This is a genomic window from Telmatospirillum sp. J64-1 (assembly GCF_006980715.1).
Classification (GTDB): domain Bacteria; phylum Pseudomonadota; class Alphaproteobacteria; order Rhodospirillales; family Magnetospirillaceae; genus Oleiliquidispirillum; species Oleiliquidispirillum nitrogeniifigens.
Genome location: NZ_SBHN01000025.1, coordinates 46133 through 60948 on the forward strand (window position 1 = coordinate 46133; position 14816 = coordinate 60948).

Below are 14816 nucleotides of genomic sequence, written 5' to 3' on the forward strand. Positions count from 1 at the left end.
AAAGTGTGACATCGAATAGAGCGCCGCATGTCGTTTTCCACCATCCTAGGTTTCCTCGCGGGCGTCGGTTTGTTCCTGGGCTCCATCATGCTCAGCTCCGACAATTGGTGGATTTTCCTCAATGCGCCCAGCTTCGTCATGGTCATCGGCGGCACCTTCGCCGCGACCTTCATCGCCTTCGAACCACGTTATGTGATGCAGGCCTTGCGGATCCTGCAATCCATCCTTTTCGCCCACAAGATCGGCCGGGCGATCCTCACCAACGAGGTCGGGCGCGTCATTCGCTGGGGCTATCTCACGCAGAAGGGCGGCCTGCCGGCCTTGGAGGCCGATGCGGGCAAGCTGAAAGGCCAGGACAAGTTCCTGTCCTTCGGTGTCAATCTGGTGATCACCGGCTATACCGGCGAGGAAGTGCGCCAGATCCTCGCCAATACCATCGAAAGCACGTTCCAGCGCAATACCGTTCCGGCCGACATCCTGCGGCACATGGCCGCCACGGCGCCCGCCTTCGGCATGATCGGCACCCTGGTCGGCCTGATCATCATGCTCGACAATATGGGAAGCGATCCCAGCAAGCTGGGGCCGGGCATGGCGGTGGCGCTGATCACCACCCTCTACGGGGTGCTGTTCGCCCGCCTGATCCTGATCCCGGCTTCGGCCAAGGTGCAGCAGCGCGAGGAAATCGTGCGTTTCCGGAATTATCTGGTAGCCGAGGGGCTGGCCTTGCTGGCTGAGCGCAAATCGCCGCGCTACATCCAGGACAAGATGAACAGCTATCTCGACCCCTCACTGCATTTCGACATCGACCGGCAGATGAAGCGGGGCAAGTAGATCATGTTCTTCGGCAAAGGTCTCAATCCCTTCCAGAACGCCCGGAAGGCTCCCCCCCAGGAAGAGGATTGGCTGATCACCTATGCCGATGCCATCACCCTGATCCTGGCCTTCTTCGTGCTGCTGGCATCGATCTCGAAGATCGACATGGTGATGTTCGAGAAGGTGCAGGCCGGCATGGCCAAGGATATCGGCCGCCGCGACGTCTTGCAGCCGATCGAGATCCTGCGCATCGACATCATCGATACCGTGCGCGCTCTGAAGGCAGAGGATCTTGTGGAAATCGGCAACGATTCCCAAGGCCTGACGCTGGAAATCCCCAGTTCGACCTTCTTCGATTCCGGCTCGGCCGATCTGCGCGCAGAAGCCGTCCCGGTCCTGCGTCAGATCGCTGCCACCATCTCGGACCCAAAATTCTCGGGCTTCCAGATCGAGGTACAGGGGCATAGCGACGACATGCACATCAACACGCCGCGCTTCCCGTCCAATTGGGAATTGTCCTCGGCCCGGGCCTCCGCCGCCGTGCGCGCCTTCCTGGAAGTCGGGCTGGACCCGACCCGCATCAAGGCCATCGGCTTCGCGGAAACCTCTCCGAAAGTGCCGAACCGCGACATGAACGGCAATCCCTTACCCGCCAACCAGGAAATCAACCGCCGCATCCTGGTGCGGGTCTATCCCCGCTGAGCAGCGGCCGGGGATCAGACCTCGAGCGACCGGCGGGAGGGGAACATCGCCTCCCGCGCCAGGTCGCCACGGTTCAAGCCATGCTTGGCAAGGGCGGTATCGCTCATGGCCGACAGGCCCTGATAACGGCGATAGGCGGCCATCCCTTCGGACATGCTGTCCATGAACTCGTTCAGCCCTTTTTCCAGGCGGCTGAAAAAGCTGCCGAAACCATCCACGAAGGCATACAAGGCGGCCATGGTCATCTCCTATCAAAGCAGTCAGGCTTGCTTTTAGAGATGCCCTTTTCCCCCGGTCTGCGGCAGCGCTGATGTTGCATTGCAGCAATTCCGCGAATGCATGGATCGGCAGACAGGTGGTTTTCTAGAGAACCGTCTCGTCCCCGAATTTCCCGGCCTGATAGTCCCGGATGGCTTGAAGGATCTCTTCCCGGCTGTTCATGACGAAGGGACCGTGGGCGACCACCGGCTCGCCGAGGGGCTCGGCATGGCCGAACAGCACCATGGCCGCGTCCTGAGCGACGATCTCCACGCTTTCGCCATCCTCGTTCATTTCGACGAGATGATGGGGCTTGGCCGCCTCTCCGGCGACGGAGATTTCCCCCCGCACCACATAGAGGAAGACGTTCCGCCCGACAGGGGCGGGCAGCAGGATACGGCCTCCAGGCTGGAAGGACAGGGTCATCATGGCGATCCCGGTCAGCGACTCGACCGGTCCCGTCCGTCCCTCCCATTCGCCGGAAATCAGGTTCACCGTCACCCGCCCGTCCGCGCTCGGCAAGGCGGGAATCTGCGCCTGCTGAAGCCCGACATAGCGCGGCTGAACCATCTTCAGGCGGCTCGGCAGGTTCACCCAGAGCTGCAGGATTTCCAGCGCCCCTCCCCTTTCCATGAAGGAGGCTGGCGAAAGCTCGGCATGGACCAGCCCGCGCCCGGCCGTCATCCACTGGATGCCGCCCGCCTTGATGATGCTTTCATGGCCGCCACTGTCCTTATGCGCCAGTTCCCCATCCAGGATGAAGGTCACGGTCTCGAAACCGCGATGGGGGTGCGGGCCGAAAGGTAGCCCCCCGTTTCCCGGCGGATAGACCTGCGGCCCGTGGTGATTGAGAAAGAGGAAGGGGTCGATCTGGTCCAGTCCGGGACCGGGAAGCGGCCTGCGCGTGATCAGGTCGCCGATATCGTCGCGCAGGGCAGGATGCTGTCTTCGGATGGTTCTGCTGCTCATGCCGGTCTCTCCCTCGTCTGTCCTCCCGCCATCCCTAACAGCCGCGCCGCCGAATCGTCCAGAACCGATCTGCGCACATTCCGGCCAAAAACGAACCGGCCCGCCTTTTTCGGGCGGGCCGGCATCGTCAGCCGAACATCAGGCGCGGCAGCCATAGCGCCAAATCGGGGATGGCGATCAGCAGCCCCACCAGCAGCAGCAGGATCATGGCGAAGGGCAGCGAACCCCAGATGACATCCATGATCGAGCCGCCCTTGGGCCTCACCCCCTGGACGATATAGAGGTTCATGCCCAGCGGCGGCGTGATCAGCGAGACCTCCATCAGGATCACCAGGAAGACCCCGAACCACACCGGGTCGATGCCGAAGAAGGCGACGATGGGCATCACCACGGGAATGGTGGCGATCATCATCGACAGCGTTTCCAGGAAGCAGCCCAGGATCAGGTAGAACAGCACCAGCAGCAGCAGGACCTGAAGCTGGGTCGCCCCGATCTCGGCCACCAGACGGGTGATGGTCTGGGGGATGCCCATGATGCCGATGGTGAAGTTCAGGAAGCTGGCGGCGATCATGATCAGCAGGATCATGCTGGTGATGCGCACCGTCGACAGCAGGGCTTCATGCAGCATGACGATGCTCAAGCGGCGTCGCAGCAAGGCCAGGGCGAAAGCCCCCAGCACGCCCAGAGCCGCCGATTCCGTGGGCGTCGCCCAGCCGAAATAGATGCTGCCCATGACCAGGGCGAAAATGAAGAGCGGCGGCAGCAGGTCCGCCAGCCGAGCCAGACGCTCGCGCAGGGGCGCCACCTCCTCGACCCTGCCGCCCCAATGCGGATAGATCATGCAGACGATGGCGATGAAGCCCATGAACAGCGCCATCAGCAGCAGGCCGGGCACGATACCGGCAACGAAAAGCTGCCCGATCGAGGTGTTCGACATCGAGCCGTAGATGATCATGTTGATGCTGGGCGGGATCAAGATGCCCAAGGTCGCCCCGGCGGCCACCGTGCCCAGGGTGAGCTGGCGGTTGTAGCCGTGACGTTCAAGCGCCGGCAGGGCCACCGTGCCGATAGTCGCCGCCGTCGCCACCGACGAGCCCGAGACCGAGGAAAACAGGCCGCTGGCGGCGATATTGGTATGCAAAAGCCCGCCCGGCCAGCGCCCCATCCAATCGGCCAGGGCTTGGTACATGCGGTCGGTGATGCCGCTGCGCAGCAGGATCTCGCCCAGCAGGATGAACAGAGGAATCGCCGTCAGGACGAAATCGTTGAGCATGCTCCAGGTCTGATTGCCGAAGATCAGCAAGGTGGGCAGGCCGAGATAGAGCCCCGCCCCCAAACCGGCCACCAGGAACAACGACACCGCCACCGGAATTCCGGCCATCATCAGGCCGAGCATGATGAAGAAGCCGGAAAAGGCCGCTCCCGCGCCGATCATCGCAACACCTCCCCGCGCAGACCCAAGGTCTGCTGTTCTTCCTCAATCTCTTCGCTCAGGGTCTTGATGCCATGCCAGGCATTCAGGCTGCGCCGGTCGGCGGCCAGCAGCCAGCTCGCCTGCACGGCCAGCAGACCGGCCACCAGGGCGAAGAACAGCATGCCGCCCGCCCAGAACAGCTGGGGCACCCACAAGGGCGTCATCAGCGGCGTACCCGACAGGCTGCCATAGTCGATGCTTTCCAGCAGCGTCGTCACCGCCCGCCAGGCGGCGAAGGCGGCCATGGCCGCCATGGACAGGGCCGACAGCCAGTTGAGCAAAGCCCGGCCGCCCTGACCCAGGCGGCCGATCACGATCTCGATACGTGTATGCCCCCGCTCCAGCAGGGTCAGGCTGAAGCCGAAGGCGGCAAGGATGGCCAGGGCATAACCGCCATATTCGTCAGCCCCTTGCAGCGATACGTTGAAGAAGCGCCGCAACAGGACTTCGGCGCCGATCAGGACCGACAGGGCAAGGATGCCATAGCCCGCCAGCAGGGAAAGAAAGCGCGCGACCGGTGTCAGCCGACGGCTAAGGGGATTTTCCGGCATGAGCATCTCCGGCTACAACCGCTTGAACGTAACGGAAAAGAGCCCGGCAGCCTGCCGCCGGGCCCGATGGCTTCCGCAGGATGCTTAGTCGATGGTCAGGCCCGCGACGGCGCCCACCGTCTGGTTCCAGGTCGCCGTGCAGGAGGGATCGACGGCATTGCAGGCCTGCTTCCACAAGGGCAGGACGGCGGCCAGGGTGGCTTCCTTGATCTTCTGGCGGTCGGCGTCAGAGATATCGACCAGCGTCATGCCGAACTTCTTGTGATCGGCGCAGTCGTCGGCGCCCGTATTGCAGGCCAGGGCATCGCCGGTGGCATTCACCGCCATGTCCCACATCCGGTCTTCCAGTTCCTTCATGCTGGCTTCCAGGGCGGCCTTCTGCTCTTCGCTGAACTTGTTCCAGGTGTTCAGGTTGATGAAGTGCCCCTGCACCGAGCCGGACACCGACAGCGGCAGCAGATGGGTGGTCACTTCCGGCCAGTTGCCGCTATTGGCCGAGGTCGGCGAGGTCACGCCGCAAGACGCCACGCCGCGCTGCAAGGCCGGATAGACCTCGCTGAACTGCAGGGTGACCGGCGTGGCGCCCAGATATTCCAGCATGGCCGACATGGACGGCGTGAAGCTACGCACCTTCAGCCCCTTCATATCGTCGAGGCTGGAAATGGGCTGGTTGCAGAAGAAGACCTGCGGGCCGAAGGGCCACAGGGTCAGGACCTTGGCGTTGAACTTGCTTTGCAGGCGCTCGTCGAAGGCCTCGCGATAGGCATCGACCGCCTGGCGCAGGGAATCCATGTCGGTGGACACGCCGATCAGGTCGATGCCCTCGAAGAAGGGATCGTCGCGCGAGGCCATCCCGACCTGCACCGACATCACGTCGAAGGAACCGGAGCGCAGCATGCGCAGGGCATCCGGCGCCTTCACGCCCACCACATCCATGGGATTGTAGCTGGTGGTGACCGGCACGCCCGAGGTCTGGGCCAAGTTGGCGAAGAATTCCTGCTCGATGGCCACATGCTTGGCATTCTGGGAAAAATTGCCCGCGACCCGCAGCGGAACATCTGCCAAGACGGGACCGGCGGCAAGAGTGACAGCCGTCGCAGCCGCAGCGATCGTCAAAGGAAATTTCATGGCCAAGCTCTCCATAGCCGAAAATGAATGCATAATTCATGATGCAATCATCGGGCCAAAAAGAGACGTGGCAGGAATGCTGGCAGGAAAATACGAACGCCTAATCCGAAAGGCTAGCGGATGAGCGTTTGCCTAAGAAATGTTCACGTACAAATCATGTCGGAATAGAAAAGGCCCTCCTCGTCCGTCCGAGAAGGGCCCCCATCCTCCGCCGCTTGCCGGATAATCCTAGCGCCGGTCGCTCCCACCACCGACATGGCCCATGATGGCCTCGCCGGTTAGGCGGTTATGCTCGGCCAGTTTCCGCGCCAGATCCTCGCCGTCGCGGCGACGCAGGGCGGCGAGAATTTCCTCGTGTTCGGCGACGGATTCGTCCCAGCGGTCATGATTGTAATTGGCCGCATAGCGTACCCGCAGGATGCGGGTGCTAAAGCCGTCATAGGTGGCCGACAGGACGGGATTGCGGCTGAGTTCGACCAGGCGGCGGTGGAAAAGCTGGTTGCTCTCGAAATAGGCGGCACGGTTCTCGGCCCGGTGCTGCTCGACCATGCGGGCATGCAGCGCCTCCAGCTCGGCGATTTCCTCGTCGCTGATGCGAGCACAGACCAAGCGGCCCGCCAGTTCCTCCAGCGCGCCCTTCACCTCGAACAGAGCCGCCGTCTCGGCGGGATCGACCATGGCGACGGCGCTGCCGCGATTGGGGCGCAGCTCGATCAGCCCTTCGGAGGCCAGCACCTTCAGAGCCTCGCGCAGGGGCGTGCGCGAGATGCCGAAAAGGGCGCAGATCTGCTGTTCGGGAATCTTGGCGCCGGGCGGCAGTTCGCCTTCCAGGACCATGCTCCGAAGCCGCGACACCACCTCGTCGTGAAGGGTGGCGCGCTTGATCTTCGCCGCCGCCTGCTTTTCAGCCGCCCTGCCCAAAACTCCAGCGTTCGTTACCACCACCCCACCCTTTCTCTTGATTGCCTTGGAAGCGCATCCCTAACCCAACATAGGGGCTTGGCTCAAGATATGCATGCAGAATTCAAAGTTCGACAGAACCGAATTATGAATGCAGAATTCAATTTTTGCACCTACACCAAGGCAAATACGCATGGGCTCCCCCAAACGCATCGGCATGTTGACCCCCTCCTCCAACACCGTGTTGGAACCCTATACCTCGGCCATCCTGGCCGGGCTCTCCCCTGATGTGACCTGTCATTTCGGCCGTTTCCGCGTCACCGAGATCTCCCTTTCGGACGGCGCCCTGGGCCAGTTCGACAACGAACCCATGCTGGTGGCCGCCGAGCTTCTGGCCGATGCCCGAATGGATGTGATCGCCTGGAACGGCACCTCGGCGGCCTGGCGCGGCTTTCATACCGACGAGGAATTGTGCGCCGAGATCACCAGGCGCACGGGCATCCAGGCCAGCAGCACCATCCTGGCGCTGAACGAGATCCTGCGACGCAGCAATGTCCGCCGCCTGGGGCTGGTCTCGCCTTACCTGGATGACGTGCAGCAGCGCATCATGGCCAATTACGCCGAAGCGGGAATCGAGGTGACGGCGGAAGAGCATCTGGGCGAAAGCGTCAACTACGCCTTCGCCGAGGTCAGCGAAAGCGACATCGCCCGCATGATCGGCAAGGTCGCCGCCGCCCGTCCCGATGCCATCACCGTCCTGTGCACCAATATGCGCGGCGCCCGCATCGCCGCGGAGATGGAGAAGGAAATCGGCATCCCGATCCTGGATTCCGTCTCCGTCACCGTGTGGAAGACCCTGTGCCTGACCGGCACCTCCCCCGCCCGCGTCAAGGGCTGGGGCCGCTTTTTCCAAGAGCTGATCTAAGGAGCAGATGATGGCCGAATACGATTACGTCATCCGCGGCGGGCTTGTCGCCACGGCCGCCGATGAATCCCGCTGCGACATCGGCATCCGCGACGGCCGCATCGTCGCCCTTGGCGCCTCGCTCGGCGCGGGCGAACGCGAGATCGACGCCACCGGCATGATCGTCCTGCCCGGCGGCATCGACGCTCATTGCCATTTCGACCAGCCGATGAACGACGGCTCGCGCATGGCCGACGATTTCGAATCGGGTTCCATCTCGGCGGCCTTCGGCGGCACCACCACAATCATTCCCTTCGCCTGCCAGATGAAGGGCGGAACCCTGCGCGACGCCATCACTGACTATCATGGCCGGGCCGAGGGCAAGGCGGTGATCGACTACGCCTTCCACCTCATCGTCAGCGACCCGACACCGGGCGTGCTGGGCCAGGAACTGCCCGCCGTGATCAAGGACGGTTATACCTCGTTCAAGATCTACATGACCTATGACGACCTGAAGCTGAACGACCGCCAGATCCTCGACGTGCTGGACGTGGCGCGGCGCGAAGGCGCTATGGTCATGGTCCATGCCGAGAATTCCGACTGCATCGCCTGGCTGACCGAAAGGCTGGAACAGGCGGGCAAGACGGCGCCGAAATACCACGCCGAGGCCCGTCCCCCGGTGGTCGAGCGCGAGGCCACCCATCGCGCCATCTCGCTGGCCGAACTGGTGGACGTGCCGATCCTGATCGTCCATGTCTCGGGCCGCGAGGCGGTGGCCCAGATTTCCCATGCCCAGAGCAAGGGCCTGCGCATCTATGCCGAGACCTGTCCGCAATACCTGTTCCTGACCGCCGAGGACCTGGACCTCGACGACTTCGAGGGCGCCAAGTGCATCTGCTCGCCGCCGCCGCGCGATGCCGCCAACCAGGAAATCATCTGGAACGGGCTGGAACGGGGAATCTTCCAGGTCTTCTCCTCCGATCATGCGCCCTTCCGCCATGACGATCCGCAAGGCAAGATGCTGCACGGCAAGAACGCCTCCTTCTCGAAGATCCCCAACGGCATCCCCGGCGTCGAGACGCGGATGCCGCTGCTGTTCTCGGAAGGCGTGATGACCGGGCGGCTGGACCTGCAGCGCTTTGTCGCGCTGACCGCCACCAATCCGGCACGCATGTATGGCCTCTATCCCCGCAAGGGCACCATCGCGGTCGGCTCGGATGCCGATATCGCCATCTGGGACCCGCGCAAGGACGTGCTGCTGACCAACGACATGCTGCACCACAATGTGGATTACACGCCCTATGAAGGCCGCCAATTGCGCGGCTGGCCGCGCTGGGTGATGTCGCGCGGCGAACTGGTGGTGGATGACGGCAAGCTGACGGCCAAGCCGGGCCGGGGCGAGTTCCTGCCCTGCGATCAGCCGACACCCGCCCGTCCCGCTTCCGCCCGCCAGCCCTTGGCCGTCGCGGAGTGAGCGGAATGAAGCTGCTGATCGTCAATCCCAACATCACCGAAGAGGTTACCGACCTGATCAAGGCCGAGGCGGAGCGATCCGCCTCGGCCGGGACCGAGGTGACCATGGCGACGGCGGAATTCGGCGTCGCCTATATCGAGACCCGCGCCGAAGCCGCCATCGGCGCCTATGCCACCCTGAACAGGCTGGCCGAAGGATACGAAGGGCATGACGCCGCGATCATCGCCGCCTTTGGCGATCCGGGGCTGGAAGCGGCACGGGAAATCCTGCCCATCCCGGTACTGGGCATGACCGAATCCTCGGTGCTGACCGCCTCGATGCTGGGCAAGCGCTTCTCGATCGTCGCCATCTCGCGGCGCATCACCGCTTGGTATCGGGAATGCGTCGAGTCCTACGGCCTGGGCGGCCGACTGGCGAGCATCCGCTGCCTGGACGAACCCCTGGCCCGCATCGACACCGTGCAGCAGGACAAGGGCGAGACCCTGCTGGCCCTGTGCCTTCAGGCGGTGGAACAGGACGGCGCCGACGTGATCATCGTCGCAGGCGCTCCCCTGGCGGGACTGGCCCGCAGCATCGCCGACCGGGTTCCGGTGCCGGTGGTCGACGGCGTGTCCTGCGCCGTCCGTCAGGCCGAGGCGCTGGCCCTTCTCTCCCCCGCCCGTCCCACGGCCGGCAGCTATGCTAGGCCGCCCGCCAAAGACCAGAAAGGACTGTCAGCAGCCCTGAGCAGGCTGGTCGGAACACCTGGCTGACTCCGCGAATAAAGGAAAACAAGAGGCGAAAAAGAGTTATGTAACAGAAGTTTAACCATCTACTCCTTCAAGCCCCCTCTGCACCGCCCACATCCGAGCCATCGCCGGCGAACACAGTGTCTTTGCACGATCGGATCAGCCGCAAAGAGGGGCTCATAATGCCGAGAAGAGACGCCGTTGTCTGGGCAGCCGTGGCAATCGTCATGGCTGGGCCAGCCCTTGCCCAACAGGCAGAAACCGTCCGCATAGACGGTTCCAGTACCGTCTATCCCGTTACCGAGGCTTTCGCGGAGGAATTCCAGAGCGACTTCCGGGGCCAGTACCAGGTCACCGTCGGCGTGTCGGGAACCGGCGGGGGCTTCCAGCGATTCTGCCGTGGCGAAACCCATATCTCCAACGCATCCCGCCCCATTTCCCAATCGGAACGCGAGGCCTGCGAGCAGGCCGGCATTGAATTCATCGAATTGCCCATCGCCATGGACGCCCTGGCGGTGGTGATCAATCCGCAGAACGACTGGGTCGATCACCTGACCGTCGAAGAACTGCGACGCATGTGGGAGCCTGAATCCCAGGAACAGGTCACCAACTGGTCGCAGATCCGCGAGGGCTTCCCCGACCGGCCGCTGGCCCTGTTCGCGCCGGGCGTGGATTCCGGTACCTTCGACTATTTCACCGAAGCCGTGGTCGGCGAGGCGCATTCCAGCCGGGGCGACTTCACCGCCAGTGAGGACGACAACATCCTGGTCCAAGGGGTCGCCAGCGATCCCAACGCCCTGGCCTATTTCGGGCTGGCCTATTACACCGAGAACCAGGACCGCCTGAAGGCGGTGCCCATCGTCAACGAACAGGGCGAAGCGGTGGAGCCCTCCATCGAGAATGCCATGAACGGCAGCTATAATCCGCTGTCGCGGCCCCTCTTCATCTATGTCAGCACCCAGGCCATAGACCAGAGCGAAGCGGTCCGCCAGTTCGTCAATTACTATCTCGATCCCGAACTGGCCCCCGAACTCGTGGCGGAGGTGGGCTATGTACCCCTGCCCGAAACCGCCTATCAGATGGCCATGGAGAACCTGGAAAACCGGGTGACCGGGTCCGCCTTCGAAGGGGGCGGCTCGCAGGTCGGCATGACCATCGAGGACGTCCTGGCCACCGCCCGCCAGCGTGCAGGCACCAACTGATCCAGGCGCAAGCGGGGCTGGGGAGAAGCACATGGCGGAAAAGGATACCGGCTGGGACTTCCACATGTTTTCCCCCAGCCCCGTCTATCTCATGCGGCGGCGGGTCGTGGATGTGGTCATGCGGGGGCTGCTGTTCCTGGCGGCTTCCGTCTCCGTCCTGGTGACGCTGGGCATCGTCTATGTCCTGCTCAGCGAATCCCTGGCCTTCTTCGCCCATGTCCCGGTCTTCGAATTCCTGACTGATACCCAATGGACGCCGCTTTTCGCCCAGACCCGCTACGGCATCCTGCCCCTGTTGTCGGGCACCATCGTCGCCGCCGGGATCGCCATGCTGGTGGCGGTCCCGGCGGGAACGGTGCTGGCGATCTATCTCAGCGAATACGCGCCGCCCCGGGTGCGGGAAGTGGTCAAGCCCCTTTTGGAACTGCTCGAAGGCGTGCCGACGGTGGTCTACGGCTATTTCGCCCTGCTGTTCGTCACGCCGCTGCTGTCCACCTTCCTGCCGGTGCGCGGTTTCAACCTGCTGGCGCCGGGGCTGGTGATGGGCATCATGATCCTGCCCTATGTCACCTCGGTCAGCGAGGACGCCATGCGCGCCGTTCCCAGGCATCTGCGCGAAGGCGCCTATGCGCTGGGCTTCAGCCGCCTCCAGACCTCGCTGCGTGTGGTCGTTCCGGCGGCCTTCTCGGGCATCACCGCGGCCTATATCCTGGGCATGTCGCGGGCGGTCGGCGAGACCATGGTGGTCGCCATCGCCGCCGGCCAGAACCCCAACCTGACCTTCAATCCTTTGGAATCGGCGGCGACCATCACCGCCTATATTGTGCAGGTCAGCCTGGGCGACGTGCCGCATGGCTCCATCGCCTACCAGACCATCTTCGCCGCCGGGCTGGTGCTGTTCCTGATCACGCTGGCCTTCAACATCATCGGCTTCTTCCTCCGCCGGAAGTTCCGCGAGGTCTACTGAGATGACGCATCTGTCCGGCTTCCGCGAAGAACAGATCGATTATGCCGGCCTGATCACCCGCGCCAAGCGGGGAGACCTCCTCTTCGGCCTGATCGGGCTGGTGGTGATGATGATCGCCATCCTGACCCTGATGACCCTGATCGTCGACCTGGCGCTGGACGGCATCCCGCGCCTGTCCTGGGACTTCCTGACCAACTTCCCGTCCCGCCGCGCGGCCCAGGCGGGGATCCTGTCGCCCCTGGTCGGCACGACGCTGGTGATGCTGGTGACCGCGATCCTGGCGATCCCGCTGGGGGTGATGGCCGGGCTCTATCTGGAAGAATACGCGCCCAAGAACCTGCTCACCAATATCATCGAGATCAACGTTACCAACCTGGCCGGCGTGCCCTCGATCATCTATGGCCTGCTGGCACTGGGCCTGTTCGTCCAGACCTTCGGCATGGGCGAGACGATCCTGGTGGCCGGCATGGTGCTGGCGCTGCTGATTCTGCCGGTGGTCATCGTCGCCACGCGCGAGGCGATCCGTGCCGTGCCCGGGGAAATGCGGGAAGCGGCTTTCGCCCTTGGGGCCGACAAATGGCAAACCATGGCCTTCTATGTGCTGCCCGTCGCCACCCCAGGCATCCTGACCGGCGCCATCGTCGGCCTGGCGCGGGCCATCGGCGAGACGGCACCGATCATCACCATCGGGGCGCTGACCTTCATCGCCTTTCTGCCCCCCTCTCCCATCCAGGCCGAGCCGCCATTCCTGAATTTCCAGTGGCTGAATTCGCCCTTCACCGTCATGCCCATCCAGATGTTCAACTGGGTTTCGCGGCCTCAAGAGGCCTTCCACATCAACGCCGCGGCCACGGGCATCGTGCTGATGGGCATGACGTTGCTGATGAACGGCTTGGCCGTCTGGCTGCGTTACCGCATTCGCAGGCAAGTGAAATGAACCAGAATCTTCCCGAATCGCGTACCTCCCTGGAAACCGAAGAGGGGGAAAACCTCTCCAAGCCCTTCAACCTGCGTGCCGAGGTCCGTCGGCTGAACTTCTGGTATGGGAATTTCCATGCCCTGAAGGAGATCGAACTGCCTATCGCCGACCGTCATGTCACCGCCCTGATCGGTCCCTCGGGTTGCGGCAAGAGCACCCTACTTCGCTGCTTCAACCGCATGCACGATCTTTATCCGGGCAACCGCTATGGCGGCGAGATCCGTCTCTTCCCCGACGACAGTAACCTCGTCGAGCTGGACCCCATGCTGGTGCGGATGCGGGTCGGCATGGTGTTCCAGAAACCCAACCCTTTCCCCAAATCCATTTTCGAGAATGTCGCCAGCGGCCTGCGCATCCGCGGCCTGCGCAAGCGTTCCCTGCTGCAGGAGCGTGTGGAATGGGCCTTGGAACAGGCGGCCTTGTGGGACGAGGTGAAGGACCGGCTGGAGGCGTCGGCCTTCGAGCTGTCGGGCGGCCAGCAGCAGCGCCTGTGCATCGCACGCGCCTTGGCCCCGGGACCCGAATTGCTGCTGCTGGACGAACCCACCTCGGCCCTGGACCCCATCGCCACCTCCAAGGTGGAGGACCTGATCTGCAAGCTGGGCAAGGCCATCACCGTAGTCATCGTCACCCACAACATGCATCAGGCGGCGCGTATCTCGGATTTCACCGCCTTCATGCATCTGGGCCATCTGGTCGAGTTCGGCGACACGGGAACCCTGTTCACCGCCCCCAAATCCGAACGCACCAGCGCCTATATCACCGGCCGGTTCGGATAAGGCGGGACTGCCCGAATTTGCGTCTACGACATTCTTTCTGAATCCTTCGCAGCCTCCATCTAACCAGGATCGTCATCGGAGGCTGTCATGCAGGTCACTGTGATCCACAACCCTACCGCCGGCAACGGCGAGATGTCCGTCGAGAAACTGTCTGAAATGATGGAGGCCTACGGCTATCGCTTCCGCATTCATTCCAGTAAGGAGGCGGACCTGCCTGCGATCCTGGCCGAGCCCGCCGATCTGGTGGCCGTGGCGGGCGGAGACGGCACCGTGGGCAAGGTCCTGCGCACCCTGCCCGACCGATCACGCCCGGTCGCTGTTCTGCCGATGGGGACGGCCAACAACATCGCCCGCTCCCTGGGAATCGAAGGCCAGCCGCAAGACCTTCTGCGGTCGTGGAGCGAGGGACGGACGAAGCGCTTCGACATCGGTGTGGCTGTCGGCCCCTGGGGACGGCGCCGGTTCATCGAAGCCATCGGCGTCGGCACCGTCGCCCAGGCCATGGCCCAGGCCGACGCCACGGACTTGCCCCAGGAGGGCGAGATCAACCACGCCCGCCGGATCATCTGCGACGTCATCCGCCAAGCAAAGGCGGGCTGCCCCATCGTCACCGTCGACGAGTGGACCTTGCCGGAAGACCTGCTGTTCGTCGAGGTGATGAACATCAACCATCTGGGGCCGAACCTGCCCGTCGCGCCCTTCGCCGATTCGGGGGACGGGCTTCTCGACATCGCCTATGTGCGGGAGCACCAGCGCGAGGAATTCCTGGCCTGGCTCGATGACCAGAAGGCACGGACGCCGCCGCCCTTCCAGCTGGAACGGGGGAAGCGCATCGGCATGACCTGGAGCGGCGAGCCCTTGCGCGTGGATGACGAATTCATGGCTCCTCCCGAAGGCGGCGGCGCGATCATCATCGAGTTGGAGGAAGAACCCCTGCGGATAGTGATTTCCTCCGATTCCGGCCATTCCCAGCAAAGCGGAGGATGAG

Annotated in this window: 16 protein-coding genes; 10 read left to right on the forward strand and 6 right to left on the reverse strand. The window is 63.5% G+C overall.

The window, feature by feature from the left end; all coding sequences use genetic code 11:
* Window positions 1–27 precede the first annotated feature (27 nt).
* Both EPD66_RS20110 and EPD66_RS20115 read left to right on the forward strand, forming a co-directional pair.
* Entirely contained in the window at window positions 28–831 is an 804-nt protein-coding gene (locus EPD66_RS20110) for a motility protein A (RefSeq protein ID WP_142850311.1), read from the forward strand.
* A gap of 3 nt (window positions 832–834) precedes the next feature.
* Window positions 835–1515, forward strand: coding sequence for an OmpA family protein (locus EPD66_RS20115; protein WP_142850312.1), 681 nt, complete (start codon window positions 835–837; stop codon window positions 1513–1515).
* A 14-nt stretch (window positions 1516–1529) separates the two neighbouring features.
* On the opposite strand, the gene EPD66_RS20120 is transcribed toward EPD66_RS20115, so the two are convergent.
* The 6 genes from EPD66_RS20120 to EPD66_RS20145 form a co-directional block, all read right to left on the reverse strand.
* The gene (locus tag EPD66_RS20120) at window positions 1530–1754 is read right to left on the reverse strand and encodes a DUF1127 domain-containing protein (protein ID WP_142850313.1); all 225 of its coding nucleotides are present in this window, start codon (window positions 1752–1754) and stop codon (window positions 1530–1532) included.
* A gap of 124 nt (window positions 1755–1878) precedes the next feature.
* Window positions 1879–2742: a pirin family protein gene (locus EPD66_RS20125; protein WP_142850314.1), complete on the reverse strand. Its 864-nt coding sequence runs from the start codon at window positions 2740–2742 to the stop codon at window positions 1879–1881.
* A gap of 127 nt (window positions 2743–2869) precedes the next feature.
* Window positions 2870–4177 (reverse strand): TRAP transporter large permease, encoded by a 1308-nt coding sequence (locus tag EPD66_RS20130; protein WP_142850315.1) that lies wholly within the window; start codon window positions 4175–4177, stop codon window positions 2870–2872.
* Entirely contained in the window at window positions 4174–4767 is a 594-nt protein-coding gene (locus EPD66_RS20135) for a TRAP transporter small permease subunit (protein WP_142850316.1), read from the reverse strand. Before EPD66_RS20135 ends, EPD66_RS20130 begins: the two co-directional genes overlap by 4 nt.
* Before the next feature lie 84 nt (window positions 4768–4851).
* Window positions 4852–5895 carry a TRAP transporter substrate-binding protein gene (locus EPD66_RS20140; protein WP_142850317.1) on the reverse strand — a complete coding sequence of 348 codons (1044 nt, stop codon included), beginning with the start codon at window positions 5893–5895 and terminating at the stop codon, window positions 4852–4854.
* Window positions 5896–6123: 228 nt separating this feature from the next.
* On the reverse strand, window positions 6124–6840 hold the full coding sequence (locus EPD66_RS20145; protein ID WP_255448596.1) for a GntR family transcriptional regulator: 717 nt from the start codon (window positions 6838–6840) through the stop codon (window positions 6124–6126).
* Window positions 6841–6988: 148 nt separating this feature from the next.
* On the opposite strand from EPD66_RS20145, the gene EPD66_RS20150 reads away from it, so the two are divergent.
* The 8 genes from EPD66_RS20150 (at window position 6989) to EPD66_RS20185 (ending at window position 14815) form a co-directional block, all read left to right on the forward strand.
* A complete protein-coding gene (locus tag EPD66_RS20150; protein ID WP_221931051.1) occupies window positions 6989–7720 on the forward strand; it encodes an aspartate/glutamate racemase family protein in 732 nt (243 codons plus the stop codon).
* 7 nt (window positions 7721–7727) lie between these two features.
* On the forward strand, window positions 7728–9173 hold the full coding sequence (hydA, locus tag EPD66_RS20155; RefSeq protein WP_370511905.1) for a dihydropyrimidinase: 1446 nt from the start codon (window positions 7728–7730) through the stop codon (window positions 9171–9173).
* Between the two features lie 5 nt (window positions 9174–9178).
* A complete protein-coding gene (locus EPD66_RS20160; RefSeq protein WP_142850319.1) occupies window positions 9179–9925 on the forward strand; it encodes an aspartate/glutamate racemase family protein in 747 nt (248 codons plus the stop codon).
* 158 nt (window positions 9926–10083) lie between these two features.
* The gene (locus tag EPD66_RS20165; protein ID WP_142850321.1) at window positions 10084–11103 is read left to right on the forward strand and encodes a PstS family phosphate ABC transporter substrate-binding protein; all 1020 of its coding nucleotides are present in this window, start codon (window positions 10084–10086) and stop codon (window positions 11101–11103) included.
* A 31-nt stretch (window positions 11104–11134) separates the two neighbouring features.
* Window positions 11135–12070, forward strand: a complete 936-nt coding sequence (pstC, locus tag EPD66_RS20170) for a phosphate ABC transporter permease subunit PstC (RefSeq protein WP_221931052.1) — start codon at window positions 11135–11137, stop codon at window positions 12068–12070.
* A gap of 1 nt (window position 12071) precedes the next feature.
* Window positions 12072–13007: a phosphate ABC transporter permease PstA gene (gene pstA, locus EPD66_RS20175; protein ID WP_142850322.1), complete on the forward strand. Its 936-nt coding sequence runs from the start codon at window positions 12072–12074 to the stop codon at window positions 13005–13007.
* Window positions 13004–13828, forward strand: a complete 825-nt coding sequence (gene pstB, locus EPD66_RS20180; protein WP_142850323.1) for a phosphate ABC transporter ATP-binding protein PstB — start codon at window positions 13004–13006, stop codon at window positions 13826–13828. Before pstA ends, pstB begins: the two co-directional genes overlap by 4 nt.
* 87 nt (window positions 13829–13915) lie before the next feature.
* On the forward strand, window positions 13916–14815 hold the full coding sequence (locus EPD66_RS20185; protein WP_142850325.1) for a diacylglycerol kinase family protein: 900 nt from the start codon (window positions 13916–13918) through the stop codon (window positions 14813–14815).
* Window position 14816: the final 1 nt, after the last annotated feature.

Bases quoted from the DNA above. Each gene is read 5' to 3' on its own strand.
- EPD66_RS20160 (WP_142850319.1), top strand. From the start codon at position 9,179: ATGAAGCTGCTGATCGTCAATCCCAACATCACCGAAGAGGTTACCGAC.
- EPD66_RS20115 (WP_142850312.1), top strand. From the start codon at position 835: ATGTTCTTCGGCAAAGGTCTCAATCCCTTCCAGAACGCCCGGAAGGCT.
- EPD66_RS20130 (WP_142850315.1), bottom strand. From the start codon at position 4,177: ATGATCGGCGCGGGAGCGGCCTTTTCCGGCTTCTTCATCATGCTCGGC.
- EPD66_RS20165 (WP_142850321.1), top strand. From the start codon at position 10,084: ATGCCGAGAAGAGACGCCGTTGTCTGGGCAGCCGTGGCAATCGTCATG.
- pstC (WP_221931052.1), top strand. From the start codon at position 11,135: ATGGCGGAAAAGGATACCGGCTGGGACTTCCACATGTTTTCCCCCAGC.
- EPD66_RS20150 (WP_221931051.1), top strand. From the start codon at position 6,989: ATGGGCTCCCCCAAACGCATCGGCATGTTGACCCCCTCCTCCAACACC.
- EPD66_RS20120 (WP_142850313.1), bottom strand. From the start codon at position 1,754: ATGGCCGCCTTGTATGCCTTCGTGGATGGTTTCGGCAGCTTTTTCAGC.
- EPD66_RS20135 (WP_142850316.1), bottom strand. From the start codon at position 4,767: ATGCCGGAAAATCCCCTTAGCCGTCGGCTGACACCGGTCGCGCGCTTT.
- EPD66_RS20185 (WP_142850325.1), top strand. From the start codon at position 13,916: ATGCAGGTCACTGTGATCCACAACCCTACCGCCGGCAACGGCGAGATG.
- EPD66_RS20125 (WP_142850314.1), bottom strand. From the start codon at position 2,742: ATGAGCAGCAGAACCATCCGAAGACAGCATCCTGCCCTGCGCGACGAT.
- EPD66_RS20110 (WP_142850311.1), top strand. From the start codon at position 28: ATGTCGTTTTCCACCATCCTAGGTTTCCTCGCGGGCGTCGGTTTGTTC.
- hydA (WP_370511905.1), top strand. From the start codon at position 7,728: ATGATGGCCGAATACGATTACGTCATCCGCGGCGGGCTTGTCGCCACG.
- pstA (WP_142850322.1), top strand. From the start codon at position 12,072: ATGACGCATCTGTCCGGCTTCCGCGAAGAACAGATCGATTATGCCGGC.
- pstB (WP_142850323.1), top strand. From the start codon at position 13,004: ATGAACCAGAATCTTCCCGAATCGCGTACCTCCCTGGAAACCGAAGAG.
- EPD66_RS20140 (WP_142850317.1), bottom strand. From the start codon at position 5,895: ATGAAATTTCCTTTGACGATCGCTGCGGCTGCGACGGCTGTCACTCTT.